Below are 24125 nucleotides of genomic sequence, written 5' to 3' on the forward strand. Positions count from 1 at the left end.
TTCATAGGCTTCGCCGAAAGGCAATATTGTTATGTGTCGATGCAGGTCTGTCAGAGGTGTGGCGGGAGAGGGGACAAGGCCCCCGGCGGGATGCCCTGTCTTTCGAGGAAGGTTGTCTGGAACGGTTTAGACGATCCGGGCCTCTTTGTCGCCCGGTTCGATCTCGCCAATCAGGTAGCCATCGGTCGCGTCGAGGACGGCGTTGACGTCGTCGGGACGGACGACGAGGACCATTCCGACACCCATATTGAAGGCGCGGAACATCTCGTCGCGGGCGACGTGTTCGCTCATCAGTTCAAAGAGCGGCAGGACGCGGACGTCGTCGCCTTTGATGACGGCGCGCAGCCCCTCCGGCAGGACGCGCGGCAGGTTCTCGACAAGACCGCCGCCGGTGATGTGCGCCATGGCCTGGATTTTCGGTTTGAGCTGCTTGAAGGTCTTGACGTAGATGCGTGTCGGCGCGAGCAGGGCGTCGATAAGTGGCGCGCCGTTAAAGTCGTCGTCGAATTTCATCCCCATCTTCTCAAACAGGACCTTGCGCGCCAGGGAGAAGCCGTTGGAGTGCAGACCGGAGCTCGGCAGGGCGATCAGTTTGTCGCCCGCGCGGACGTTGGCGGGGGTGTCGAGCTCGCTCTTCTCCGCGACGCCGACGGCGAAGCCGGCGAGGTCGTAGTCATCTTTGGAGTACATGCCCGGCATCTCCGCCGTTTCACCGCCGATCAGGGCGCATTCGGCCTGGCGGCACCCTTCGGCGATCCCGCTGACGACGGCGGTGGCGACATCGACCTCGAGTTTGCCTGTGGCATAGTAGTCGAGGAAGAAGGTCGGGGTGCCGAAGTTACAGATGAGGTCGTTGACGCACATGGCGACGAGGTCGATGCCGACCGTGTCGTGTTTGCCGGAGTCGATGGCCAGTTTCAGCTTGGTGCCGACGCCGTCGGTCGCGGCGAGGAGGACGGGTTCCTTGTATCCAGTTGGCATCTCGAAGGCGCCGGCGAAAGAGCCGATCCCGCCCAAAACACCGGGGATGCGGGTCGACTTGACCAGGGGCTTGATGTTCTCGACGAAACTGTTCCCGGCGTCGATATCGACACCGGCGTCTTTGTAGCTGATTTGACTCATAGATCGCTCCAGATGATTATTAATGGAAGTATAGCGAAGGTGGGGTTAGGATAGGGTTTGGCAGGGCGTTTCAGCGCAGATGCGTTATCCTTCGCCTACATGTTCGGCGCGTCCAAAGCTTGGCCGGTGAGAAGTTGGGATTTTCTTCATTCCGGTTTAAATGTAAGATGCTAAAATCGCGCCACTTTCGGCACAAGGGCCGTTCTAAACAAAGCCCTTAACGCCCCGAGGAATTGAGAAAATGAGAGAGTTTGTCTACCCTGAAATGATGGTACACGTCCCGATGTGTACCCACAAGGCGCCCCAGAATGTTCTGGTGATCAGCGAGGCGCCCAAACGCCTTCAGACGGAAGTGGCGCGCCACGAGGGCGTCGTTGTCGTCCATGCGCCGGCCAGCCTTGAGGCGCTGCGCGAAGTCGCCGACGGCAGTGTCGACGTCGTCATTTGCGAAGCGGATGTCGATGCGGCGGTGGCCGGACACATCAACCGCGTCCTTAGTGAAGAGGGGGTCGTTTCCATGCGCCACGCTTCGCTCGAGGAAGTCCAGGCCAATACGGTCCTGCTCGGCGTGCTGAGCAACTATTTCAAGGTGATCATGCCTTACCGCCTTGCCAACGAGGAGACCCTGCTGCTGGCCAGCAAGGGTAACCATCCGACGGCGGACATCAACCTCCACCGCGCAGACATGCTCGACGGGCTGGAGTACTACAACACGGATATCCACCCGGCCGCGTTCGCGATGCCGAATTACATCCGCAAAACCTACCTCGGAATCATCCGCAACTAAATGGCATTCATTATGAGTACGCCGAAGGAGCAAAGCCCCTCCGACTACGCTGACGCTTTGTCCGCCTCGGCGGCGGGCCCACGCCTTCACAGGGGACTGTGATGGCTTTTGAGTATGCGATCGCACTGACCGGGGGGATCGCGACGGGCAAGAGTACCGTCGCTTCCCTGCTGGCCCTGCACGGCCTGCGGGTCATCGACGCCGATGCGATCGCGCACAGGCTGCTGGACGAGCACAGCGGATGGGTCGCCGAGACCTTCGGCGCACGCTATGTCGAAAACGGCAAGGTCCTGCGCAGCGAACTGGGCAAAGTGATCTTCTCCGACCCCACGGCCAAGGCGACGCTCGAATCTTACCTGCACCCCAAGATCCGTCAGGCGATCGAGGAGGAGAGCGAACGCCAGGACGCTTTCAAATTCCCCTACCTGATCGACATCCCGCTCTACTTCGAGACGCAGGCCTATCCCATCGCGGACTCCGTCGTCGTTTACACTCCCAAAGCGACGCAGCTGCAGCGGTTTATGAAACGCAACGGCTTCGACGAGGCCGAGGCGCTGCGCCGCATCGAGTCCCAGATGGACATCGAGGAGAAGAAAAAGCGCGCGACCTGGGTGATCGACAACAGCGGCAACCTCAAACACCTTCAGGCTGAGTGCGAGGCCTTTGTCGATACGATCAAAGCAAAATATCAATAACTTTTCAAGCAAGACCCACTACACTTCCATACTGATATCTCTAAAAGGCCCATATGATGATGATCGCCAAATACAGCGCCAGCGGTAACGACTTTGTCCTCTTCCACAGCTTTATCGCAAGAGACCGCTCCGAATTGGCCCGTACCCTCTGTGACCGCCAGAGCGGCGTCGGTGCCGACGGGCTGATCGTCCTCGTGCCGCACGCAGAGCACGACTTCGAGTGGCAGTTCTACAACAGCGACGGCTCGACGGCGGAGATGTGCGGCAACGGCAGCCGTGCCTGCGCGCACTACGCCTACAGCAACGGCCTGGCACCGGCGAACATGACTTTCCTGACGGAAGCGGGTGTTATCGGCGCCGAGGTAGAAGGCGATATGGTGCAAAGCGACCTGACCCCGCCGAAGATCCTCCGTGACGACATCGTCGCGGGTGGGAAAAAGTGGTGGCTGCTCGATACGGGCGTGCCCCACCTCGTCACCTTCGATGCCGACATGGACAATTTCGACCTCGTAGAGGCGCGTGCGCTGCGCTTTGAACACAATGCCAACGTCAACATCGCCTCTGTCAACAGCGACGGTTCCATCCGGGTACGGACTTATGAGCGCGGCGTCGAGGATGAGACGCTGGCCTGCGGGACGGGGATGGCGGCCTGTTTCTACCGCGCCAATCGTGAAGAACTTGTCGGTGACAAAGCGGAGGTCTACCCCAAAAGCGGGGAGACGCTCTATCTCGGGCTGGAAGAGGGGACGATTACCTTCAAAGGGCTGGTGAAGAAGACGTTTGAGACGGTTTTGGATGTGAAGTAATAAGCGCGGGTTGTCTGCGCGTGAGCACTCTGCTGAAGAGAACGCAGTGTTAACGCAGGTACCCGGATTTTGTTCGGGTGCCGTATAAAATGTTTTTGTTCCCCTTCTTCTTTGTGTGCCCAAAGAAGAAGCCGAACCCGGAAGAAGAAAGGGCAACAAGCTGCCGCTTTCGGGACATCCCACTCCCCGGTGATCCTCCTGACACGCTAATTATCATTTCGGACTTATATAAAAAGCGGATAGTGGCTTGGGCAGCGATGCCGCTTAGAGGCCTGCAGCCTCCATGCTTTTTGCTTGGGCGTCAGCGATGAGAGGGTCGATGATCTCGTCGAAGAGGCCGCCGGTCATGATCTCGTTGAGGCGGTAGAGCGTCAGGTTGATGCGGTGGTCCGAGATGCGGTTCTGAGGGTAGTTGTAGGTGCGGATGCGGCCGCTGCGGTCGCCGGTACCGACCTGTTCCTTGCGCGCGGCGCCCTCGGCCTCCTGGGCTTTCTGCTGCTCGATCTCAAAGAGGCGCGCCTGCAGGACCTTCATCGCTTTTTCTTTATTCTTATGCTGCGATTTCTGGTCCTGGTTGGTGACGACGATGCCGGTGGGCAGGTGGGTGATACGCACCGCGGAGTCGGTCGTATTGACGGACTGCCCGCCACAGCCGGAGGAACGCATGACGTCGATTTTGAGGTCGTTCGGATCGATCTTAACGTCGACGTCATCCGCTTCGGGCATGACGGCCACGGTGATGGCGGAGGTGTGGACGCGTCCCTGGGACTCCGTCGCCGGGACCCGCTGCACGCGGTGGGTCCCCCCTTCAAATTTCAGACGGCTGTAGACCTTGTCACCCTTGATGAGCGCCGTGATCTCCTTGTAGCCGCCCATGTCGGAGGGGCTGGAGCTGATCAGTTCGATCTTCCACCCTTTGATCTCCGCGTAACGGGTATAGGCGGTAAAGAGGTCGCCGACAAAGATTGCGGCTTCGTCCCCGCCGGTGCCCGCGCGCATCTCCAGGATAATGTTGCGCTCGTCGTTGGGGTCCGTCGGCAGCAGGAGGACCTTGATCTCCTCCTCCATCACGGGGACCTGCGGTTCGAGGGTTTTGAGCTCCTCTTTGGCCAGTTCTCCCAGTTCGTCGTCGTAGACAAGAGACTTGTTCTCTTCGATGTCCACGAGCAGCTGTTTGTAGGCCTTGGCCGTATCGACGATGTCTTGCAGGGAGGATTGCTCTTTGGAGAGTGCGGTCATCCGTTTGATGTCGTTGGCGATGTCGGGACTGCTGAGTAGTTCGCTGAGTTCGTTATAGCGGTCGATAAAAGGGGTCAGTTTGTCAGAAAGCATTCATACTCCCAGTATGTGAAGAACATTCAGTATTCATGTAATGTCTAGGATGAAAATAGGGGGAGATTAAGCGCGGTTAATCTGCGCGCGCCCCGCAGGAAGTACCCTTGGGGTGCGGGCCCGCCGCCTAGGCGAACCCAGTGTTAACGTAGACAACGGGGCTTTTGCTCCGTTGACGTACTACAGGCTGTTTACAGCTTTTTGCAGGCGGCTGACTTTGCGGGAAGCTGTCTCTTTTTTCAGGATCCCTTTGGTGACGAACTTGTGGATCTGCTGGTTAGCGACAGTCATAGCGGCAGCTGCTGCTTCTTTGTTGCCTTCATCGATGGCTGCGCGGACAGCTTTGACGATGTTTTTCAGGCGCGTGCGGTAAAATCTGTTACGTTCCGTACGTTTTTCAGTTTGACGGATACGTTTCATTGATGACTTATGGTTTGCCATAGCCTTTATCCTTCTGGAAAAAAATTTAGGGTAGAATACTACCTTAAAAATATTTAAATTTAAGTTAAACTTTAGTGTATTCCCCGCTTTCTGGGCGATGAGAAGGGTAGAAATGAAATTATTCGGGACCGACGGCGTACGTGGTGAAGCGGGAACATTTTTGACGGCGGAGCTGGCGATGCGTACGGCGATGGCAGCGGGGATCTACTTCAAAAAGAGCTCTAAGACGAAGAAGATCCTGCTGGGCAAAGATACGCGCCGCAGCGGCTATATGATCGAAAACGCCATTGTCAGCGGCCTGACCGCCGTCGGGTACGACGTCGTGCAGATCGGGCCGATGCCCACACCGGCCATCGCCTTCCTGACCGAAAACATGCGCTGTGACGCGGGCATCATGATCTCGGCGAGCCACAACTCCTTCGAAGACAACGGCATCAAGCTCTTCGACGCCCACGGCAACAAGTTCTCCGAAGAGGTCGAAGCACAGATCGAAGCGATCTACCGGGACGACGCGCAGATCGCCAAAGCGCAGGTCACGGGCCGCGCCATCGGTTCGGCAAAGCGGATCGACGACGTCATCGGCCGCTACATCGTCCAGCTCAAGAACTCCTTTCCCGATGTGCTCAGCCTACAGGGGATGCGCATTGTGCTCGATACCGCCAACGGCGCGGGCTACAAGGTCGGTCCGACGGTTCTTGAGGAGCTGGGGGCGGAAGTGATCGTCCTGCACAACGGCCCTGACGGTTTCAATATCAACGAGGGGTGCGGCGCGCTGCACCCCAAAGACGTCCAAAAAGCGGTCAAGCAGTACCGTGCCGACATCGGTTTCGCCCTCGACGGCGACGCGGATCGCCTGGTCGTGGTGGACGAAAAGGGCGAGGTGATCGACGGGGACCAGTTGCTCGGCGCTCTGGGACTTTTCATGCACAAGTACGGCCTGCTCAAGGGCGACGGGATCGTGGCGACGGTGATGAGCAACCAGGCGCTTGAAGACGCGATGGCCGCCGCGGGGCTCACGCTTCACCGTTGCGGCGTCGGCGACAAGTACGTGCTGGAGGCGATGCGCGAACACGGCATCAACTTCGGCGGCGAACAGAGCGGGCACGTCATCATGCACGACTTCGCCAAGACCGGCGACGGCCTCGTGACGGCGCTGCAGGTGCTGGCGATGGTGCTGATGACCGATGCGAAGGCCTCCACGGCGCTGCGCCCGTTCGAACTCTATCCGCAAATGCTCGTCAACCTCAATGTCAAAACGAAAAAGCCGCTGGATGCCATCGACGGACTCGCAGACGTGCTGCAGGGGATCGAGGCTGTGGGCATGCGCCATCTTATCCGCTACAGCGGGACGGAGAACAAGCTGCGCCTTCTGCTCGAAGGGCGGGACCGCGAAGCGATGACCGCGGAGATGGCGCGCCTCAGCGACTTCTTCAGGCATGTCCTCAATGACTAGGGGCGTGCTCGCACTCTTCCTGGCCCTGGCCGGGATCTTCATCATCGACCAGAACATCAAAGCGCTTTTCCTGGGCGGCTACCGGTTTTACAGCGACTGTATCGATCTGACCCTCGTCTACAACAAAGGGGTCGCTTTCTCGATGTTCGCTTTCCTGGAATCATGGCTCAAGTGGCTGCAGCTGCTGTTGATCGCCGGGGTGGTTATTTACGTCCTGCGGTTGAAAAAAACCTGCTACATGTTCCCGGTCGGCATCTTGGTGGGTGCGGGCCTCTCCAACGTCTACGACCGTTTTGTGCACCCGGGAGTAGTGGATTACGTCTATTGGCACTGCGGCTTCGATTTCGCCGTCTTCAATTTTGCCGACGTGATGATCGACGTGGCGGTGCTCTGGCTGCTGCTGCTCAATCTGAAAGCGCATTGGTGCAAAACCGGAAGCTGAGAGTTGCATTCCGGGGCGTGATGCGGTATAATTACACTAGCGCTCAGGACGGTTCGCTGTTTTGAACGCTCTCCTTTAGACCTGTGCAATGCGTAGGCGAGGCACTGGGTCAGGATGGGAACATAGCAGCCCACCTTTTCTGTGCATGTGCCGCAGGTATCTGGAGGAGAGTTCCTCACTACTTCTTTTTATATAACCCCCCAAAAAAACTGTTTATGAAACGTTATTGATGCTGTGCGATCATGCTCGTTGATGGTATTGAGCCCTTCCCGCTACAATGCTTTCAGACAGATCGAACACAAGGAGTGTATGATGAGAACGTATAAGTTGGCGGCAATGCTGCTCGGCGCGGTCCTGTTGATGGGAATCGGCGCGACGTCGGCCTTTGCAAAATGCAACGGCGAAAAAATGGAAACACCGGCAACCAAGTGCAGCGGTGAGAAAAAAGCACCGATGAGTACGAAGTGCAACGGCGAGAAGAAGCCTGAGACATCCAGCAAGTGCAACGGTGAGAAAAAAGTACAGCCGCAAGGAAAATGCGGCCAGGGCAAATGCGGCGGGTGATCCCGCAGCAGTGAGTTTCGCGCAGGAAAGGAGCCGCCATGCAATGCCAGCTTTCCAACCTATGTAAAATCGTCGAACCGGCCGTGGAAAAGCTTCAGAGTGTCGCACTGCTTTTCGTACGGCTGATCCTCGCTTATGGTTTCTATGAACCGGCGAAGATGAAGTGGAATGACATCGGCTCCGTGGCCGAATGGTTCGCTTCCATGGGCCTCCCAATGCCCACACTGCAGGCATACCTGGCGGCAACGACGGAAGCGTCGGGTGTCGTGCTATTGACGCTGGGGCTATTTACGCGGCTGATCTCCATTCCGTTGATGGTCGTCATGCTCGTTGCCATTACCCTCGTGCACCTGCCAAACGGCTTCCAGTCAGGCAACAACGGGTTTGAAATCCCGCTGTATTATTTTATTATGCTTTTCGTCCTGCTGACGCACGGCGCCGGTAACCTCTCCTTCGACCGGCTGCTGTTCAAACGCAAAGAGGCCTGACCCCTACGGGGCCTCTACTCCATCTTCCAATTTAATCTTCCCGGTATTTTGAGATCCCGCACGGCTGGTTCGGCGAGGGCGGATGCGCTTCAAGGTATTCGAGATCCTCGAGGGTCTGTTTGAGGACCTTCTGCTGCTGCAGCAGCGGCAGCATGGCGTTGTCTTTCTGGGTCAGGTTGAGCTTCATATCCATCAGGATCGCCTGCACCTCTTTGTCGAGGTCGGACAGGGCGTTTCTTACGTGTTCGATCGGTTTCATGCCGCGATTATAGCCAAAGGGCGTTGGACGGAAGCCCCGGGTTTTTGGCTAATGCAGCCGTTTCAGTGGACGAGTTCGACGCCGAAGAGCCCGTACAGAAGACCGCTGGCGATCAGGTAGACGCCGAAGGGTTTGAAGCTGTAGCGCGAGACGACGGCGAGGAAGGTTTTGACGGCGATCCAGCCGACGACAAAGGAGACGACGAAGCCGATGGCCAGTGCGCCGAAATGCTCGAAGGAGAGGGCCGAGTACTCCTTGAGCAGCGTATAGCCCGAGGCGGCCCCCATCGTCGGGATGGCGAGCAGGAACGAAAAGGCCATGGCCGTGTCCCGCGACAGTCCGCCGAGCATCCCGCCGAGGATCGTCATCCCCGAGCGCGAAACCCCCGGCACCAGGGCGAAAACCTGGAAGACACCGACGGTGAGGGCCTGTTTCATGCTGACCCCCTCAAGGTCTTTGACGGCGTGCGCCTTGGGCTTGTAGGCGAACTCGACGGCAAGAAAAGCGATCCCGGTGAGGATCATCAGAGCGACGGTGGAGTTGGCGGCGAACATCGCCTCGATCTGTTTGTGAAAGAGCAGGCCGACGATGCCCGTCGGGATGAATGCGGCGATGAGTTTGATCCAGAGCGCCGCGCTCTGCATGAGCCGTTCGCGGTAGATCAGCATGACCGAGAAGATCGGCGCGATCTGGATGATGATCTCGAAGGCGGTCAGGAAGGTGTCCTGCTTGAGACCGAGCATCTGTCCGGCGAGGTAGAGGTGGGCGGTAGAAGAGACGGGAAGATATTCAGTAATTCCCTCGACGATGCCGAGGATAAAGGCGTCAAAAAGCGTCATAAAATTGGGTCCGGATGTCAAGATGCGTCATTGTACCTATTCGGCCCGAAAACCAACCTTGAGAGACCCTTAAATGAACATAGAGTATAATACGCGGCTTGAAAAAGGCGGTGCAAATCCGCCTTGCCGCATATGCATATCATTTAAGGAAAAAAAGCATGCTGCTCTTTACCCCCGGTCCTACCCCTGTTCCGGAATCTGTCCGCAAAGCGATGGCGGAGGAGACGATCCATCACCGCACGCCGGAGTTTGAAGCGATCTTCGAACGGGCGCGCAAAGCGCTCTTCGGCCTGATGAAAACCGATGAGGTCGTGATGCTGGCCTCGACGGGTACCGGCGCGATGGAAGCGGCCATCACCAACCTCTGCCGCGATACCCTGCTGAACATCAATGCGGGTAAATTCGGCGAGCGTTTCGGCAAGATTGCCCAGGCGCACGGGCTGCAGAACGTTGAATTGACCTACGAATGGGATACGCCTTCAACGCCCGAGGATGTCCTCGCCGCGCTGCAGGAGAACCCGCGCATCGACGCCATCGCCGTTCAGATCAGCGAGAGCGCCGGCGGCCTGCGCCACCCGGTCGAAGCGATCGCCGCGGCCGTCAAGGCGGTGCGCCCCGACGTCATGATCATCGCGGACGGCATTACCGCTGTCGGCGTCGAAGCGATCGATGTTACCCACATCGATGCCTTGCTGGCGGGAAGCCAGAAAGCGCTGATGCTGCCGCCGGGCCTTGCCGTCATCGGTCTGAGCAATGCGGCGGTCGAGAAGATCGGCGCAGGGAAGGGGTACTACTTCAACCTGGCGACGGAGATCAAGAAGCAGCGTACCAATACGACGGCCTGGACGGCGGCGACGACGCTCGTGATCGGCCTGGAAGCCGTCCTGGCGGAGATCGAGGCCAAGGGCCTCGAGACGCTTTACGACGAAACGGCCCGCCGCGGTGCCGCGACACGGGCCGCCTTCGAGGCACTGGGACTGCACATTTATCCGAAAACGCCTGCGGCGTCCATGACAACGATTGATGATGCGAACGCCAACGAGATCCGCGCGCTGCTGAAAAAAGAGTTTGACGTCAACATGGCCGGCGGTCAGGACCACCTCAAAGGGAAGATCTTCCGTGTCAACCACATGGGGCTGATCAAGCCGTTCGAGGCCGCTTGGGTCGTCAACGCCGTCGAGGTCGCCCTCGACAAGCTCGGCCGCCGCAGCTACGACGGCACGGCGGGCCGCGTCTTTAACGAAATCTATTTCGGGCTGACGGCATGATCTTTGCCCACGAGATCCCCGAAGGGAGCAAGCTCTATTTCGGTGCCAGCGCCCGCCGCAAGCGGGAGATCGAGCAGATCGCCAGTGATGTGCTTTATGCCGACGGCTTCGAAGAGATCGTCGTGCCGCTTTTTTCGCACCACCAGCATGAGAGCATCTCCGATGCCAAAGAGCTGATCCGTCTCGGGGACCGTGACAACAACCGCATGAGCCTGCGCGCGGACACGACCATCGATGTCGTGCGCATTATCTCCAAGCGCCTCGGGCGCAATACGGACCACCGCAAATGGTTCTACATCCAGCCGGTCTACCGTTACCCGTCACACGAGCAGTACCAGGTCGGTGCCGAGGTGATCGGCGAGGCGGACCTCTCCATCGCGCTCACCCGCTGCCTGGAGATCTTCGAGCGTCTGGAGACGCAGCCGCTGCTGCAGATCTCCAACATCAACATCCCGAAGATCCTGAGCCGCCTGCTCGATATCCCGATGGACGATTTCCGCCACATCCGTATCGAGAACCTGCTGGCGCGGGGGATCGACTGGCTGACAAAGCTCGTCTACCTCGAGAACCCTTCGGAGATCGACGCGGTCCTGCCGCTCGTGCCGGAGGAGCTCCGTGTCGAGCTGCTGAAGATGAAAGAGCTCAGCCTGAGCGTGCCGTATGCCAATACGGTCGTCGCACCGCTCTATTACGCGAAGATGCTCTATTACGACGAGCTCTATTTCCGCGTGATCGCGGACAACGACGTTTACGCCAGAGGCGGACGCTATAAAAACGAAGATGTGACCAGTGTCGGCTTCGCCATCGCTACCGATGTGCTGCTTGAAGCCGGCGTGTAAAGGAAATTGAAATTATGAAAAAAGCAGATTTGATCGTCGGCATCCAGTGGGGCGATGAGGGCAAAGGGAAGATCGTTGATCTTCTTGCGCAGAAATACGACGCCGTCGCGCGTTACCAGGGCGGGCACAATGCCGGCCACACCATCTGGGTCGACGGGACCAAATATGCCCTCCACCTGATCCCCTCCGGCGTCCTGAACCCCGAAGCGATCAACATCATCGGCAACGGCGTCGTCGTTTCGCCGGCGGCACTGATCAAAGAGATGAAACAGTTCGACAAGCTCGAAGGGCGTCTCTTTGTGAGCGAATCGGCGCACATGATCCTCGGCTTCCACGAAGAGATCGACCAGGCCAAAGAGCGCCTGCGCGGCAAGAAGGCGATCGGGACGACCGGCCGCGGCATCGGGCCCGCTTACAGCGAAAAGATCGCCCGCGCGGGCTTCCGCCTCGGCGAACTGCGCGATATCGACGCCCTGGTCGCCCGCGTCCTCGAGTACTTCGAGCAAAACGGCGCCATTTACAGCGCTATGGGCATCGAGGCACCGGACGCGGCGGCGCTGAAAGCGGAACTTGAAGGCTTCGCGGCTTCCTTGCTTCCGTACCTGGCCAACACGACGCAGATGGTCTGGGAACTGCTGAAAAAAGATCAGAACGTACTGCTCGAAGGGGCACAGGGAACGATGCTCGATATCGACCATGGGACCTACCCTTATGTCACAAGCTCTTCAACGATCGCGGCGGGTGCCTGCATCGGTCTGGGAATCAGCCCGAAAGATATCGGGAAGGTGACCGGGATCGTCAAAGCCTACTGTACGCGTGTCGGCAACGGCCCTTTCCCGACGGAAGATTTCGGGACTGACGGCGACAAGCTGCGCGAGCAGGGGCACGAGTTCGGCACGACAACCGGCCGCCCGCGCCGTTGCGGATGGTTCGATGCCGTGGCGACGAAGTTCGCCAGCCGCATCAACGGCTGCGACGAGCTGGCCATCATGAAACTCGACGTCCTCGACGGCTTCGACGAAGTCAAAGTCTGCGTCGGCTATGAGGTCGGCGGGGAAGTTATTGACTATTTGCCGCTCGATCTTGAAGCGGCCACGCCTGTTTACAAGAGCTTCCCCGGCTGGGAGCGGACCGAAGGCGTGCGCGAATGGGATGCGCTGCCGGAAACGGCCAGGGCCTACCTCAGCGAGATCGAAAAGCTGACCGAAACGAAGATCGGCATGGTCTCCACCTCTCCCGACCGTAACGATACGATCATCCGTTAGGTGTCACACCTCTAACGGAGTCGGTCACTTTTCGATATAATCTATCGTAATGAAGTTGACAATCTGGAACTCCCTAGCATCGAAACTGCTGTTCTCCCTGGCGTTTTTCAGCCTGCTGCTCGTCTTCGGGCTGGCATACGTCAATACGAAAATCGTCATCAGCGGGTACAAAAAACAGCTTCAGGAACTGGTGGAACAGAAGATCGACTTTATGCTTCCCCAGCTCTCCGATGCCCTGCACAACGACAAACAGCTTCTTGTCGAAGAGCAGCTCATCCGCCTCAGCTCGGCGCAGGTGATCAACGGCGTACGTCTGCTTAGAAACCACGGGCGTCCCCTTGTCGTCGGCAACTTCGGCTCTTCGCACCGGCTCTTTACCCTGGCGCTTCCCGTGACCAATATCAACGGCGAGATCATCGCCTCGATGGATGTTGCCGTCTCCGACCGAAATTTCCGCTCGATGATGGAACAGTATTTCCAGTTCCTCGCCGCGATCATCGCCGGGTACGTCCTGCTCGTCCTGCTGCTGCTGCGGCTGCTCTATCGCTCCTTCCTTCCGCTGCGGGAGTTGACCCGGAAACTGGAAGCCTTCGACCCGAGCCACCCCGTGCCCATTGAACTGCGGGATACCAGCGCGAACGAGATCGGCATGATCGCCGAAGCGGCGAACAAAATGAGTGACAACATCATCCACCACGCCGACTTTATGAACGAACTGCACAAAGAGATCGAAGAGGGGCGCCAGCACCTCAAAGAGGCGCAGCAGATCGCACGGATGGGAAGCTGGCGGATCGATACGCAGACGCACGACTGCAGTTTCAGTGACCAGATGTACGTGCTGCTGGGCCTGCCGATGGACGGTATGCCGCTGACCTGGGAAGCACTGCTCAACGTCATCGAGCCGTCGCAGCGCCAGGCGTTTATCCGCGCCCTCGAGAACACGGCCCAGACCCACACCCCGTTCCGCCTGATGCACAAGCTTGTCAATGCCCACGGGGAGGCGATGCACGTACTGACCGAGGGGAAACTGAGCCTCCGGCGTGACGGGAAGGCGTTTATTTCGGGGATTACGATGGACGTCAGCGAGCAGGCGGAGAGCCAGCAGATGATCGAAAAGCTCGCCTTCTACGACCCGCTCACCAACCTGCCGAACCGGGTGCTCATGCAGGACCGTCTGCAAAAAGCAATCAAGGACGCCAACCGCCGGGGCGAGAAGCTGGGCGTGCTTTTCCTCGACCTCGACGGCTTCAAAAACGTCAACGACACTCTGGGACATACCCTGGGAGACCGGCTGCTCAAAGAGGTGGCGGAGCGCCTCAAGCGCACCCTGCGCGACTCCGACACGATTTCGCGGATCGGCGGGGACGAGTTCATCGTTCTGCTGCCGCTGATCAATTCGGAAAAAGACATTACCATCGTCGCGAAGAAGATGATCGACGCCCTGCAGGAGCGCTGGGAGTTCGGGGACAAGGCGATCTTTACGACGACGAGTATCGGGGTGGCGATCTACCCGGATCACTCCGACGACGCCGACACCCTGATCAAGTTCGCGGATACGGCCATGTACAAGGCGAAAGAGGACGGGCGTAATCGCTACCGTTTCTACGATACGACGATGGGAGAGACGATCCGCAAAAAGCTCCAGGTCGAGCACGAGATGCGCGAAGCGATCGAAACGATGGAGCAGTTCGAGCTTTACTACCAGCCGAAGATCTCCCTGCGCACGGGCGCCATCACCGGTGCCGAGGCGCTGATCCGCTGGAACCACCCGAAGATCGGTACGGTCTACCCGGACGACTTCATCCCCGTCGCCGAGCACACGGGGATGATCATCAAGATCGGCGAGTGGGTCATGCACGAGGCGGCCCGCCGCATCGAGCAGTGGCGCGCCTCGGGGATCGTACCGCTGAAGCTGGCCGTCAACCTCTCCGGGCGCCAGTTCGGCAGCCCGCTGCTGCTGCACCAGATCCGGACCGTGTTGCAGCGCTACGACATCAAGCCGGAGTATCTGGAGTTCGAGGTGACCGAAAGCGTCTCCATGATCAGTCTGACCGAAAGTCTGAAAGTCCTGCACCAGCTGCGTGACCTGGGTGTCGGCGTCAACATCGACGACTTTGGGACGGGCTACTCCTCCCTGGCCTACCTCAAGCAGTTCCCGGTCGATACCCTCAAGATCGACAAGGCGTTCATCATGAACATGCTTGATGACCAGGATGACCGGACCATCGTCGAATCGATCGTCTCACTGAGCAAGGCGATGGGTCTGAAAATCGTTGCGGAGGGCGTTGAAAGTATCGAACACGTCCGCCTTCTCAAGAAGCTCGGCGTCGACTACGGGCAGGGGTATTTCTTCAGTAAACCGGTGCCGTTCGGCCAGCTTGACCGCATGTACCGGAACAACCTCGTGAAGATGAAGACGCTCCGCGAATCGGAACGCCGGGAAGCAGTTTAGCCCTCTTAGAGCCCCGGCAGGCGCGGGACCTTACCCAGTTTGCTGTTGCGGCAGTACCATCCCCACCCTTTTTTCATCCAGTGTCCCAGGATGGGCATCGGCATCATGAAAGCTTTCTTGTCGTCGCGGAAGACGAAACCCGCCCCGCTGCCGGTATCCATGACGCAGAGGATGTTGAGGTGCTCCTGATACCCTTTGCGTTCCGCCTTCCCGGCGTCGCGCGCGGCGATATTGAAGGCGATATTCTTGGCCATGACTTCGGCCACATGCCCCTGTTTCGCCCGCCACTCCGGCCCTTCCAGCGCCGCGACGTCTCCGGCGGCATAGACGTTGCTGACCTCGCCGTCGATCACGACTTCGCTGTAGTCGTTAACGGTGACGAAGCCGGCCTCGCTGGTCGGGAGGTCGGACGCCTTGATGACACCGTGGCCGTCTCCGGCGGGAATGAACATCGTGAAGTCCGATTCCAGCTTGCTCTCATCCTCGAAGACGACGCCGTCCTCCTCGAAACGTTTGATTTTTTTGCCGAAGTGCTTGTTCAGATCGGCGCGCGCGAACATCGTGTCCATCATGCTAAGCGCCTGGTCGCCCATACGCGCACCGGGCTTGGGCATCGGGGCAAAAAAGGTCAGTTCGAAACGGTCGCGGACCCCTTTTTTTTTCAGGAGTTCATGGAGGTTGAAAAAGAGTTCAAAGCCGGGACCGCCCCGTACGGCGGAGGTGTCTTTGGGGTTGCCGCCGAAGCCGAAGGCGACCTTGCCGCTCCCTTTGGCGACCAGGGCATCGATCCGCTCCTTGATCCGCAGCGATTCGCGCGGGTCGCCGCAGATGGAGAGGGTATGCTCGATGCCGGGGTGCTTCATCTTGTGCGCTCCGAGGGCGACGACGAGGTAATCGTAGTCGTCGATCACCTTCCCGGAGGCAAGGGTGACCCGGTTCGCTTTCGCCTCGATCGTTCCGACTCCGTCGACCAGGAGGGTGAAGCCGTGGGCATCCCGCAGCTCCTCCAACGACACCTTGACGTCGTCAAAGGAGGCTTCGCCCGTCGGGACCCAGATGGAGGTCGGATAGATGTAAAAGTAGTCCCGGTCGCTGACGAGCGTCACGTCATAACCTCTTTTGCGCAGATGCGTCGCCGCATCGACCCCTGCAAACCCTCCGCCAAGCACCAACACCTTTTTCATCTCTACCCCTATAATTTGGATTGATAATAATCATAATATAATGACGATAAAATCAAAATTAAACGGCAGTTATTTCGTCAAATTCTTCCGGTGGCGATGGAGGTTAAGGGTGAGCTCCCGGGTCATTGCTTCGGCATGTTTCGGTAGATAGAAGTGATTGCCCTGGACTTTGTCGCAACGATACTTTTTCAGCGCATCGGCCTGTTCGGGAAGTTCGACGCCTTCGGCAACGACCTGATATCCGAGCTCATGGGCCATGGCGATGATGGATCGGATCAGGGCCTGGTTCTGGCTGCTTTCGTATTCCTGGACAAAGCTTTTGTCGATCTTGACCGTGTCAATGGTGAGGCGGCTTAGATAGCTGAGCGAGGAGTATCCGGTGCCGAAATCGTCGATGCTGATATGGATGCCGAGGTCGCTGAAGGCGCCGAGCACGCTCTTGGCTGCTTCCGTATCCAGGTCGATCAACTGCCCCTCGGTGATCTCGATGCCGATAAATACGGGATCGATATTGTACGTTTCGAGCAGATGGACGACATAGGTGAGGATCTCTTTGTTCGCCAGCTGTTCCGCCGGGACGTTGACGTCAATCCGGATCAGCGCCAGGCGCAGACGCCGCCACTGGTCAAGCAGCCGGACGGCGTGTTCGAAGGCCCTTTGTGTCAGGGTCTGCATCAGATGCGCCTTCTCGACGATGGGCAGGAACGTTATCGGCGGGATGTAGGCGCTGTTCTCCTCGTCGTACCAGCGTACCAGCGCCTCGCAGCTCACGATGACACCGGTATGGAGGTCGACCTGCGGTTGGTAGAAAAAGGTGATCTTGTCATCTTGAAACGTCTGTCGAAGGGCATTCTCCATCGTCAGTTGGCGCTCGATCTCTTCGGTCATCTCCGCCGTGAAGTAGGTGAACTGGTTTTTGCCGCCGCGTTTCGCTTTGTACATGGCGGCATCGGCCTGTTTGAGCAGGACGTCGAGTGCACTGCTGTTCTCCGGAAAGAGCGTAATCCCGATGCTGGCGCCGACGTAGAGCTCCTGCTCTTTGATGTTGAAGCCCTCTTGCAGGACGCTGATCATTTTCTGGGCGATATGGGAGGTGACAAAGTGATCCTCGCCGTACTCCACCGTGACGATAAACTCGTCGCCGCCGAAACGGGCGATGTAGTCGGATTCGCGCAGGACATGCTGCAGGCGCCGCGCGGCCTGGACTAGCAGTTTGTCGCCGTAGTTATGGCCGAACGTGTCATTGATGTACTTGAAGTTATCCAGGTCGATGAAGAAGATGGCAAACTGTTTTTCTGCTCGCTGCGCCCTCGTGATCAGGGACTGGAGATGGTAGTTGAGGTGATGGCGGTTCGGCAGCATCGTCAAAGCGTCGTAGTCGGCGAGCTGTTTTAGCTTTGATTCCGCGGCTTTTTGAAGACTCAGATCGATGTCGATGGCATAGAACTGCGGGTTTTCCGTGGCCCGGTCGAGGAGGATACGCGCACTCTGTACGGGGATGGAGATGCCGCTTCTGGCAAGAACGGTATGCTCTTCGGCCCCCATCGCATCGTTATGGTTCAACCACGCCGCGATCCCCGCGGCAAAATGGTTTTGTTGGGATCGGGGAAGGATCAATTCGTCGATCTTCCGACCCAGGGCCTCTTCGGCGCTGTAGCCGTACAGCGCTTCGCTTTGACGGTTCCAGTAGTTGATGTGCCGCTGCTCGTCGAAGCCCTGGATCGCGACGGTCGGCATCTGATCCAGCAGCGAACGGAAACGCTGCTCCGTCGTTTCATGATAGTTCTGGGCACGGTACTGGAAGGTGTAATCGATATAGGCGATGACGACGCCGACGATGCGGCCGTTGGGATCGCTGAGCGGGGCGCGGCTGCTGAGCCGCCACATCTCTCCCTGCTTTTCAATGCGGTTGAGCAGTTCGGTCCCGTGCTCCAGTACCTTCCGATCCGACATTTCGAAGAGCCGCGCTTCTTCGGCCCCGAAAAGGTCATGATCGGTTTTTCCTTTGAGCGCATCGGGCTTGCCCAACCGGACATCTTTGGCAAAAGAGAGATTGCCTCCGAGGTAGACGAGATCACTGTTTTTCCAGCAGATGCGTATCGGCGCGGCGTTGATGAGCTGTGCATAGAAACGGCTGGCGGAGTGGACCGTATTGTATTGGGCCAGGACCCGGTGGTAAAGCGCGTTTTGATGGGAAAAGGCCATGAAACGGTTTAGCAGGTTCGTCAGGTAGGTCAGTATATCGTTGTCCATGCAGGCGGTATCGGTGTAGAGCGTGACGATGCCCTCGGGACGTGCCCGGTCGGGGGAGAAGAGCGGGATAGAGAGGACAGAGACCAGCGGGGCGTAGCGCAACCGTTTCTGCCATGCCGTGTCCATCGGGGCTTCAAGCGCATTGCTGAAGAGATGGGGCTGGGCGGAAACAAAGGCGTATTCGGTCGGGTTTTCTGCCTCGTCGATCGCCGCGGCATGCCGGACACCGTAGTGCTCCGTCAAAAAACCCGGTTCGGTTTCGTCATAGACATAAAAGGGGTCGATGGCCCCCTCTTTGTTCGTGAAGCCGGCCCAGAGGGTCATGACGGGAGGCAGGCTGCTCAACTGCTCGAAAAGCTGCTGCTTCTGGCTTTCCGGTGAGAGCTCCAGTGTGCAGAGCCGGTCGATGCGCTCGCCGAGATCAAACCACATGCGCTCCTGCAGGCTTGGATCGGGCAGCACATCCGGGGAGGTATCTATGGGACCTTCGGTGACCGGCAGCGGCAGCGGTTTGATACGCCAGTAGAGAAATAGCGTGGAAGCGATGGCGAGCGGCCATAAGATGTGAAGGAAAAGATCCGCGGTCGTCATGATGGTCTGCGTTCCCTTGCGCGAAGAATTTTTTAGAGTACTGTATTTTATATTAATATTGTTTGTTGTAATTGAACAGAAATATAGCAATTTTTATGTTCTGTCATTTTTGGCGTTGCCGTTTAGATTGAAGCCATGGGGTGCCTTGAAGGTACGCTTTGGCATTATTGGGGCAAAAAAGGATGACGATGGCTAAGGAAGTAGCGCTCCTCGGGGGCGGGTGTTTTTGGTGCATCGAGGCGGTCTACCGCCGGGTCAAAGGGGTCAGCAGCGCCATCAGCGGTTACGCGGGCGGCGAAACGGAGCATCCCGATTACCGTGCGGTCTGCAGCGGAACGACGGGGCACGCCGAAGTGGTCGAGGTCACTTTCGATCCCGACGTTATCTCCTTCGGGGAGATTCTCGATATTTTCTGGGTCATTCACGATCCGACGACGCTGAACCGCCAGGGCGCGGACGTCGGGACCCAGTACCGCTCGGTCATCTACTATCAGAACGATGTACAGAAAGCGGAAGCAGAGGCCGCCATTGCCGAAGCACAGGCCGGTTTTTCCGACCCGATCGTGACGGAACTCTCCCCGGCCCCGACATTCTATCCGGCCGAAGCGTACCACCAGAACTATTTCGACCTCAATCCCCAACAGGGATACTGCCAGGTCGTCATCGCACCGAAGGTGCAGAAATTTATGCAGACGTTCCGGGAGAAGCTTGATGTTTGAGGCGGGTTTTCTGGGGACGCGCGCCCTCTGGTTTATGGACATCGTCACCCTTTGGTTTGCCGCATTGCCGTTCTTGATGGGCGGGGCCATCCTTCTGATTAAAGGCGGGTATGAAAAGGGCCACAAACGCGCACAGACACTGCTCTTCGCAGTCACGCTGGCGATGGTCGTGCTGTTCGAAGTCGGGGTGCGCTTTACCGGCGGTTTCGTCGCCTACGCGGAAGAGAGCGGCGTGGAATTCTCCTCGCTGGCGGTGTTCCTGGCGGTGCATGTGCTGATCGCCGTCGCCGCCGTTGCCGGGTGGGCATGGCTGCTGATCGACGCTCTGCGAAGCTATGGTGGCAGTGAAACGGTGGCCGCCACGCACAAACGCAACGGGGTGATCGTTTTTTCGGGGATGACCGTCACATCCCTGATGGGCGTGACGATCTACGGCATGCTTTTTATGACCTAGCGGATGTGTTTCGTCGTTTTCATCGTCGTCGGCGCCTTCGCCGTCTCGCTCTGGATGCACGGGCAGCTGCTCTACGGGGCAGCCGCCGGGGCCGTCTCCCTTCTCTTCCTCTTCTTCTCTGTTCGCAAGATCATCAAAAACGGCCCCTGTCTCTTCGGCAAACGCAGAGACTGCTAGCGCTCAGAGCCGCCCCTGTTTGACCAGGGAGAGGACCATCGCCAGCGAATAGCCGTCGTTCTCATACCCGTCTTCGATACAGGACTCGCATTTGTTGCCCAGTTCGCACTCGCGGTGATTGAGCATCGCGTCGACGCTCTCCCAGCCATGGGTTTTGATGCATTCGGCAATCGCCTTCATATCCATCGAATTGCAGACGCAGATCATGCGGTCGGTGTCGATCATACTTGCTCCTTTGCCAGCTGTTTTGCGAGGGTGATACAGGCCGCGACGGTCGGTTCGGGGGCGATGTGGACCTTCCGGCCGGGAAGGCTCTTCTCTGTCGTGCGGCCGATGGCGACGACGCTGTGGGTCTGGGCCAGGACAAAGCGGCTCTGAAAGCAGTGCAGTGCCGAAGGCGAGGTAAAGATCAGTATGCTGTCGTCGGGAATCGCAACGTCCATTTTATCGGCCCGGCAGAGGGTCTCATAGACCACGGCCTCCTCCACGACAACCCCCTCTTCGCGCAGCCGGGAGGCAAAATCCGACGCAACGACCCGGGGGCGTGCATAGAGCCAGCGGAAACGGGGGAAACGCTCCCGGATAAGTTCATACAGCATCTCGCCGTACCCCTTGACCGTCCCCGCAACCGTGCCGCCGAGTGCTTCCACACGCTGACGGGTTCCCTTCCCGACGCTGAGCACGGGCACGCTTTTCCACTCCGGGGCGATCTTTTCGAGGGCGTCGACGCCGTTTTTCGAGGTAAAGATGATGCCGTCGATCCGTGAAAGATCGACTTTGGGTTGCAGCCATGCCGTTTCCAGGATCGGCAGATGGGTAATGTCGGGATCATCGGAGGGGGTCACAGAAAGAAGATAGATGGGCCGTATTGTCATAGAATGGATTATAACCAACTCCCGGTGGATGTCGGGAGAAGGAGACGCTTTGAATGAAGGTAGGGAAAGTATAGTAAAGAAAAGTTACTAAACTGTTAACGCTTTTTCTGGCACGCCGGGCAGATGCCCCGCAGCACGATATCGCTGCTTTGGATGCTGTAGCCGCTGACGGCTTCGGCGTGCGCTCTGATCTGCTCCGTATCGAAGGAAAAATCTTCGATCTTCCCGCATTCGCTGCAGTGCAGGTGCAGGTGCGGCTCTTTTCGGATCTCGAAAACACTCTTGCTCTCGGGGACTTTCACCTCTTCGAGCAGTCCGTTTTCCGTCATTATGGCAATATTCTTGTACACCGTCGCCAGCGAAACGTTCGGATACGCTTCTTTTACCTCCTGGTAAAGCATATCGATGTTCAGGTGGCCGAAGGTGTTGAGGCTTTCGACGATCTTGAGCCGCTGCGGGGTCACCTTGAGATGGTGGTTCCGCAGGTTTGTGGCTATGAGTTCTTTATTCATAGTAGCATTAAAGCACCAAAAAGGTAAAAGTCGAAATAATCGTAGAAGGAAGGCGGTGTTTATTATTTTCCATTAAGTAAAAGTAGTCTATTTATTTAAGGAAAAAAATTATCGTTTGTAGGTAGAATTTTCCCATCACATGAATTTGGAACTTCCGCATTTCCGGCGGAGGATTGAATAATCAAGGAGAGAAAAATGTTTAAAAAAATTGCGTTGACAGCATGTGTCCTGGCTTCCGCCGCATCCGCGGAGACACTGGCCGATCAGGCCAAGGCGATGGGCCTCGCCCCCATTCCGAAAAGCACGACCGAACTCTATAAACTCATCGACAATCCGAAGAACCCGATGAATGCCCAGAAGGTCGAGCTCGGCAAACAGCTCTTTTTCGATCCGCGCCTTTCAAAGAGCGAGATCATCAGCTGTAACACCTGTCACAACCTCGCCACCGGCGGTGTGGACGGCGTGCCGGCGGCGATCGGCCACAACTGGGCGCACAACCCCCACCACCTGAACTCTCCGTCGGTCTACAACGCCGTTTTTGCTGAGAAGCAGTTCTGGGACGGACGCAGCCCGGACCTTGAAGACCAGGCGCAGGGACCGATGCAGGCGGCGCCGGAAATGGCGGCCAAGCCTGAGCACGTCGCCGCCGTCGTCAACTCCATTCCCGATTATGTCGCGGCGTTCCGCCACGCCTACAATGACCAGAAGATGGTTCCGACCTTCAAAGACATTGCGGATGTCATCGCCTCCTTCGAGCGCACGCTGGTAACGCCGTCACGCTTCGACGAGTACCTGCGCGGCTGTGACAAAGCGCTTTCCAAAGAGGAGAAGGCCGGTCTGCAGACCTTTATTGACAAAGGGTGTGCGAGCTGTCACACCGGCGTGGCCGTCGGCGGCGGGATGCAGCCGTTCCCGCTGATGGGCAAGTTCAAGTATATGGGCGTCGGCGACTTCAAAGGCGATGCGAACGGGATGGTCAAGGTTCCGACGCTGCGCAACGTCGAAGAGACGGCGCCTTATTTCCACAACGGTACGGTCTGGAGCCTGAAAGAGGCGATCAAGATCATGGGCGAGACCCAGCTGGGTGTCAAACTGACTGACGCAGAGACGGAGAGCATCGAGACCTTCCTCAAAGCGCTGACGGGCGAGAAACCGGTCGTCGAGTACCCGGTCCTGCCGGCCCGTACGGCCAAAACACCGCTGCCGGATTCCGGCAAGTAACCCTCTAGCGGCCGGCCAGCGCCAGCCGCACCATCAACTCCCCCTTTTCCTCATAAACCTCAAGCTGTGCAGCGAGCGCAAGACGCCGTCTGCGTATGATCCCTTCCATGGTATGAAAGACATGAAAATACTCCGGCGTGAACGGTGTCTGGATATACTGCAGTCGTTTGGCGGCGACCAGGGTGACGAGGGCGCCGGCCGCGCTGTAGTAGAGGCTCTTATTGACGGTGCGCTGCAGGCGGTAGTCGCGCATCAGCATCAGGTTGGTCCGCAGGACGGAGCGGGCTTCGGCGGAGAGCGAAAGCGCGCTCTGCACCCGCCGGAGTTCTTCGTCGAGTTCGGCCGCTTTGTCGTTCAGGCGCCTTTGCGCCTCGGTTTTCGCATTCTGGCAGTGCGCGGTGATGATCCGAAGCAGCTCTTCGTCGCTGTAATGCTTCCGGTCGGGCGTATAGGTATAGTTTTGCGACGAGGTGTAGTCGTGGTCGAGGGCCAGCAGCAGGGAGACGGTGAAGGGGATATAACGGTACTTGTCCTCTTTTTTCCTGTCGAAGACGATGCCGCTGTGGGAGATAAGCGGCTTGGGGCCGGCGTAGGTTAATTTCATCCTCTCTCCTTGGGGCGCGTTGGCAACAGTGTACCACCCTTTGGTAACGGCTCGCGCTGCGCGGTGCTACCGAAATTGGGGGTTGTCGTCGATGACGCTGTGCAGGGTCTCCAGGAAGCGGGAGGGCGGTTTGCCCCCGACGACCTGCTCAATGATCTCGTCCCCGTCGGCGTCGAGGAAGGTAAAAACGGGGCTGGCGGTGACCCGGTACTTTAGGGGCAGGCTCTCATGGTCGTTCCAGATATCGGCGGCGATGAAGTGGGCTTCGATGTACGCGGCGACCTCCGGGTCCGTGAAGACATCCTTTTGCATAAAGCCGCGGACTTTGCATCGGGGTTTTGTGAGGAAGAGCATCAGCGGCTTGTGGGCGAGTTTTGCGGCCCGTACCGCCTCATCATACCCGGTATACCAGGCGATATCGGCATGCAGGATGCCGTAAAACAGGAAAAGAGCCGGAAGTATCAGGCGCATGGGGTCTCCTCC

27 protein-coding genes and 1 other RNA gene are annotated in these 24125 nt (G+C 58.1%); 16 read left to right on the forward strand and 12 right to left on the reverse strand.

Going from position 1 to position 24125, the window contains the following annotated elements:
- Positions 1-126 precede the first annotated feature (126 nt).
- Positions 127-1122, reverse strand: coding sequence for a phosphoribosylformylglycinamidine cyclo-ligase (gene purM / locus WCY31_RS01165; RefSeq protein ID WP_345972834.1), 996 nt, complete (start codon positions 1120-1122; stop codon positions 127-129).
- 241 nt (positions 1123-1363) lie between these two features.
- Here purM and WCY31_RS01170 point away from each other — a divergent pair, with 241 nt between their 5' ends.
- The 3 genes from WCY31_RS01170 to dapF all read left to right on the forward strand — a co-directional run bounded on the left by WCY31_RS01170 (position 1364) and on the right by dapF (position 3410).
- Positions 1364-1909 carry a spermidine synthase gene (locus WCY31_RS01170; RefSeq protein WP_345972835.1) on the forward strand — a complete coding sequence of 182 codons (546 nt, stop codon included), beginning with the start codon at positions 1364-1366 and terminating at the stop codon, positions 1907-1909.
- A gap of 101 nt (positions 1910-2010) precedes the next feature.
- Complete coding sequence (gene coaE / locus WCY31_RS01175; RefSeq protein WP_345972836.1) at positions 2011-2604, forward strand: dephospho-CoA kinase; 594 nt, start codon at positions 2011-2013, stop codon at positions 2602-2604.
- Between the two features lie 56 nt (positions 2605-2660).
- Complete coding sequence (dapF, locus tag WCY31_RS01180) at positions 2661-3410, forward strand: diaminopimelate epimerase (protein ID WP_345973796.1); 750 nt, start codon at positions 2661-2663, stop codon at positions 3408-3410.
- A gap of 264 nt (positions 3411-3674) precedes the next feature.
- Here dapF and prfA read toward each other — a convergent pair whose 3' ends face one another.
- Both prfA and rpsT read right to left on the reverse strand, forming a co-directional pair.
- On the reverse strand, positions 3675-4742 hold the full coding sequence (gene prfA, locus WCY31_RS01185) for a peptide chain release factor 1 (RefSeq protein ID WP_345970398.1): 1068 nt from the start codon (positions 4740-4742) through the stop codon (positions 3675-3677).
- Between the two features lie 180 nt (positions 4743-4922).
- Positions 4923-5183, reverse strand: a complete 261-nt coding sequence (gene rpsT / locus WCY31_RS01190; protein WP_345972837.1) for a 30S ribosomal protein S20 — start codon at positions 5181-5183, stop codon at positions 4923-4925.
- Between the two features lie 112 nt (positions 5184-5295).
- Here rpsT and glmM point away from each other — a divergent pair, with 112 nt between their 5' ends.
- The 5 genes from glmM (at position 5296) to WCY31_RS01215 (ending at position 8130) form a co-directional block, all read left to right on the forward strand.
- On the forward strand, positions 5296-6636 hold the full coding sequence (gene glmM / locus WCY31_RS01195; protein WP_345972838.1) for a phosphoglucosamine mutase: 1341 nt from the start codon (positions 5296-5298) through the stop codon (positions 6634-6636).
- Positions 6629-7078 (forward strand): signal peptidase II, encoded by a 450-nt coding sequence (gene lspA, locus WCY31_RS01200; RefSeq protein ID WP_345972839.1) that lies wholly within the window; start codon positions 6629-6631, stop codon positions 7076-7078. Before glmM ends, lspA begins: the two co-directional genes overlap by 8 nt.
- A gap of 72 nt (positions 7079-7150) precedes the next feature.
- Positions 7151-7248, forward strand: an RNA gene (gene ffs, locus WCY31_RS01205) — signal recognition particle sRNA small type.
- A 139-nt stretch (positions 7249-7387) separates the two neighbouring features.
- Complete coding sequence (locus WCY31_RS01210) at positions 7388-7642, forward strand: hypothetical protein (protein WP_345972840.1); 255 nt, start codon at positions 7388-7390, stop codon at positions 7640-7642.
- Between the two features lie 38 nt (positions 7643-7680).
- A complete protein-coding gene (locus tag WCY31_RS01215) occupies positions 7681-8130 on the forward strand; it encodes an HvfX family Cu-binding RiPP maturation protein (protein WP_345970406.1) in 450 nt (149 codons plus the stop codon).
- A gap of 31 nt (positions 8131-8161) precedes the next feature.
- Here the strand turns inward: WCY31_RS01215 and WCY31_RS01220 are convergent, their stop codons facing one another.
- Both WCY31_RS01220 and WCY31_RS01225 read right to left on the reverse strand, forming a co-directional pair.
- Positions 8162-8389 (reverse strand): hypothetical protein, encoded by a 228-nt coding sequence (locus tag WCY31_RS01220; RefSeq protein WP_231019856.1) that lies wholly within the window; start codon positions 8387-8389, stop codon positions 8162-8164.
- Between the two features lie 62 nt (positions 8390-8451).
- The gene (locus WCY31_RS01225; RefSeq protein WP_345972841.1) at positions 8452-9249 is read right to left on the reverse strand and encodes an undecaprenyl-diphosphate phosphatase; all 798 of its coding nucleotides are present in this window, start codon (positions 9247-9249) and stop codon (positions 8452-8454) included.
- A 137-nt stretch (positions 9250-9386) separates the two neighbouring features.
- On the opposite strand from WCY31_RS01225, the gene WCY31_RS01230 reads away from it, so the two are divergent.
- Genes WCY31_RS01230 through WCY31_RS01245 form a run of 4 tightly spaced genes read left to right on the forward strand, consistent with a single transcriptional unit; the run spans position 9387 to position 15052 of the window.
- Positions 9387-10496 carry an alanine--glyoxylate aminotransferase family protein gene (locus WCY31_RS01230; RefSeq protein WP_345970409.1) on the forward strand — a complete coding sequence of 370 codons (1110 nt, stop codon included), beginning with the start codon at positions 9387-9389 and terminating at the stop codon, positions 10494-10496.
- On the forward strand, positions 10493-11335 hold the full coding sequence (locus tag WCY31_RS01235; RefSeq protein ID WP_345970410.1) for an ATP phosphoribosyltransferase regulatory subunit: 843 nt from the start codon (positions 10493-10495) through the stop codon (positions 11333-11335). The genes WCY31_RS01230 and WCY31_RS01235 overlap by 4 nt, the downstream gene beginning before the upstream one ends.
- A 14-nt stretch (positions 11336-11349) precedes the next feature.
- A complete protein-coding gene (locus tag WCY31_RS01240; protein ID WP_345972842.1) occupies positions 11350-12600 on the forward strand; it encodes an adenylosuccinate synthase in 1251 nt (416 codons plus the stop codon).
- A gap of 49 nt (positions 12601-12649) precedes the next feature.
- Positions 12650-15052 (forward strand): putative bifunctional diguanylate cyclase/phosphodiesterase, encoded by a 2403-nt coding sequence (locus WCY31_RS01245; protein WP_231019864.1) that lies wholly within the window; start codon positions 12650-12652, stop codon positions 15050-15052.
- Between the two features lie 5 nt (positions 15053-15057).
- Here the strand turns inward: WCY31_RS01245 and WCY31_RS01250 are convergent, their stop codons facing one another.
- Together WCY31_RS01250 and WCY31_RS01255 are read right to left on the reverse strand one after the other, a co-directional pair.
- Complete coding sequence (locus WCY31_RS01250; RefSeq protein WP_345972843.1) at positions 15058-16236, reverse strand: NAD(P)/FAD-dependent oxidoreductase; 1179 nt, start codon at positions 16234-16236, stop codon at positions 15058-15060.
- Positions 16237-16305: 69 nt separating this feature from the next.
- The gene (locus WCY31_RS01255) at positions 16306-19080 is read right to left on the reverse strand and encodes an EAL domain-containing protein (protein ID WP_345972844.1); all 2775 of its coding nucleotides are present in this window, start codon (positions 19078-19080) and stop codon (positions 16306-16308) included.
- A gap of 188 nt (positions 19081-19268) precedes the next feature.
- Here WCY31_RS01255 and msrA point away from each other — a divergent pair, with 188 nt between their 5' ends.
- From msrA to WCY31_RS01270, 3 genes are read left to right on the forward strand one after another with little or no spacing between them, the layout of a single operon-like run.
- Positions 19269-19799, forward strand: a complete 531-nt coding sequence (gene msrA, locus WCY31_RS01260) for a peptide-methionine (S)-S-oxide reductase MsrA (protein ID WP_345970416.1) — start codon at positions 19269-19271, stop codon at positions 19797-19799.
- Entirely contained in the window at positions 19792-20253 is a 462-nt protein-coding gene (locus WCY31_RS01265; protein WP_345970418.1) for a DUF420 domain-containing protein, read from the forward strand. Before msrA ends, WCY31_RS01265 begins: the two co-directional genes overlap by 8 nt.
- A gap of 3 nt (positions 20254-20256) precedes the next feature.
- Positions 20257-20430, forward strand: a complete 174-nt coding sequence (locus WCY31_RS01270) for a hypothetical protein (protein WP_345972845.1) — start codon at positions 20257-20259, stop codon at positions 20428-20430.
- A gap of 3 nt (positions 20431-20433) precedes the next feature.
- Here WCY31_RS01270 and WCY31_RS01275 read toward each other — a convergent pair whose 3' ends face one another.
- The 3 genes from WCY31_RS01275 to WCY31_RS01285 all read right to left on the reverse strand — a co-directional run bounded on the left by WCY31_RS01275 (position 20434) and on the right by WCY31_RS01285 (position 21817).
- Complete coding sequence (locus WCY31_RS01275) at positions 20434-20655, reverse strand: hypothetical protein (RefSeq protein ID WP_345970420.1); 222 nt, start codon at positions 20653-20655, stop codon at positions 20434-20436.
- The gene (locus WCY31_RS01280; RefSeq protein ID WP_345972846.1) at positions 20652-21305 is read right to left on the reverse strand and encodes a uroporphyrinogen-III synthase; all 654 of its coding nucleotides are present in this window, start codon (positions 21303-21305) and stop codon (positions 20652-20654) included. Before WCY31_RS01280 ends, WCY31_RS01275 begins: the two co-directional genes overlap by 4 nt.
- A gap of 95 nt (positions 21306-21400) precedes the next feature.
- Complete coding sequence (locus WCY31_RS01285; protein WP_231019879.1) at positions 21401-21817, reverse strand: Fur family transcriptional regulator; 417 nt, start codon at positions 21815-21817, stop codon at positions 21401-21403.
- 195 nt (positions 21818-22012) lie between these two features.
- Between WCY31_RS01285 and WCY31_RS01290 the strand changes: the two genes are divergently transcribed.
- Complete coding sequence (locus WCY31_RS01290; protein WP_345972847.1) at positions 22013-23038, forward strand: cytochrome-c peroxidase; 1026 nt, start codon at positions 22013-22015, stop codon at positions 23036-23038.
- Positions 23039-23042: 4 nt separating this feature from the next.
- On the opposite strand, the gene WCY31_RS01295 is transcribed toward WCY31_RS01290, so the two are convergent.
- The gene (locus tag WCY31_RS01295; protein ID WP_345972848.1) at positions 23043-23642 is read right to left on the reverse strand and encodes a hypothetical protein; all 600 of its coding nucleotides are present in this window, start codon (positions 23640-23642) and stop codon (positions 23043-23045) included.
- Between the two features lie 66 nt (positions 23643-23708).
- Positions 23709-24113, reverse strand: coding sequence for a thioredoxin family protein (locus tag WCY31_RS01300; RefSeq protein ID WP_345972849.1), 405 nt, complete (start codon positions 24111-24113; stop codon positions 23709-23711).
- Positions 24114-24125 lie beyond the last annotated feature (12 nt).

The sequence above is a fragment of the Sulfurimonas sp. HSL3-1 genome (assembly GCF_039645995.1).
In the GTDB taxonomy this organism is placed as follows: Bacteria; Campylobacterota; Campylobacteria; order Campylobacterales; family Sulfurimonadaceae; genus Thiomicrolovo; species Thiomicrolovo diazotrophicus.

Coding starts and splice junctions, on each gene's coding strand:
- purM (WP_345972834.1), bottom strand. CDS start 1,122: ATGAGTCAAATCAGCTACAAAGACGCCGGTGTCGATATCGACGCCGGG.
- WCY31_RS01170 (WP_345972835.1), top strand. CDS start 1,364: ATGAGAGAGTTTGTCTACCCTGAAATGATGGTACACGTCCCGATGTGT.
- coaE (WP_345972836.1), top strand. CDS start 2,011: ATGGCTTTTGAGTATGCGATCGCACTGACCGGGGGGATCGCGACGGGC.
- dapF (WP_345973796.1), top strand. CDS start 2,661: ATGATGATCGCCAAATACAGCGCCAGCGGTAACGACTTTGTCCTCTTC.
- prfA (WP_345970398.1), bottom strand. CDS start 4,742: ATGCTTTCTGACAAACTGACCCCTTTTATCGACCGCTATAACGAACTC.
- rpsT (WP_345972837.1), bottom strand. CDS start 5,183: ATGGCAAACCATAAGTCATCAATGAAACGTATCCGTCAAACTGAAAAA.
- glmM (WP_345972838.1), top strand. CDS start 5,296: ATGAAATTATTCGGGACCGACGGCGTACGTGGTGAAGCGGGAACATTT.
- lspA (WP_345972839.1), top strand. CDS start 6,629: ATGACTAGGGGCGTGCTCGCACTCTTCCTGGCCCTGGCCGGGATCTTC.
- WCY31_RS01210 (WP_345972840.1), top strand. CDS start 7,388: ATGATGAGAACGTATAAGTTGGCGGCAATGCTGCTCGGCGCGGTCCTG.
- WCY31_RS01215 (WP_345970406.1), top strand. CDS start 7,681: ATGCAATGCCAGCTTTCCAACCTATGTAAAATCGTCGAACCGGCCGTG.
- WCY31_RS01220 (WP_231019856.1), bottom strand. CDS start 8,389: ATGAAACCGATCGAACACGTAAGAAACGCCCTGTCCGACCTCGACAAA.
- WCY31_RS01230 (WP_345970409.1), top strand. CDS start 9,387: ATGCTGCTCTTTACCCCCGGTCCTACCCCTGTTCCGGAATCTGTCCGC.
- WCY31_RS01235 (WP_345970410.1), top strand. CDS start 10,493: ATGATCTTTGCCCACGAGATCCCCGAAGGGAGCAAGCTCTATTTCGGT.
- WCY31_RS01240 (WP_345972842.1), top strand. CDS start 11,350: ATGAAAAAAGCAGATTTGATCGTCGGCATCCAGTGGGGCGATGAGGGC.
- WCY31_RS01245 (WP_231019864.1), top strand. CDS start 12,650: ATGAAGTTGACAATCTGGAACTCCCTAGCATCGAAACTGCTGTTCTCC.
- WCY31_RS01250 (WP_345972843.1), bottom strand. CDS start 16,236: ATGAAAAAGGTGTTGGTGCTTGGCGGAGGGTTTGCAGGGGTCGATGCG.
- WCY31_RS01255 (WP_345972844.1), bottom strand. CDS start 19,080: ATGACGACCGCGGATCTTTTCCTTCACATCTTATGGCCGCTCGCCATC.
- msrA (WP_345970416.1), top strand. CDS start 19,269: ATGGCTAAGGAAGTAGCGCTCCTCGGGGGCGGGTGTTTTTGGTGCATC.
- WCY31_RS01265 (WP_345970418.1), top strand. CDS start 19,792: ATGTTTGAGGCGGGTTTTCTGGGGACGCGCGCCCTCTGGTTTATGGAC.
- WCY31_RS01270 (WP_345972845.1), top strand. CDS start 20,257: ATGTGTTTCGTCGTTTTCATCGTCGTCGGCGCCTTCGCCGTCTCGCTC.
- WCY31_RS01275 (WP_345970420.1), bottom strand. CDS start 20,655: ATGATCGACACCGACCGCATGATCTGCGTCTGCAATTCGATGGATATG.
- WCY31_RS01280 (WP_345972846.1), bottom strand. CDS start 21,305: ATGACAATACGGCCCATCTATCTTCTTTCTGTGACCCCCTCCGATGAT.
- WCY31_RS01285 (WP_231019879.1), bottom strand. CDS start 21,817: ATGAATAAAGAACTCATAGCCACAAACCTGCGGAACCACCATCTCAAG.
- WCY31_RS01290 (WP_345972847.1), top strand. CDS start 22,013: ATGTTTAAAAAAATTGCGTTGACAGCATGTGTCCTGGCTTCCGCCGCA.
- WCY31_RS01295 (WP_345972848.1), bottom strand. CDS start 23,642: ATGAAATTAACCTACGCCGGCCCCAAGCCGCTTATCTCCCACAGCGGC.
- WCY31_RS01300 (WP_345972849.1), bottom strand. CDS start 24,113: ATGCGCCTGATACTTCCGGCTCTTTTCCTGTTTTACGGCATCCTGCAT.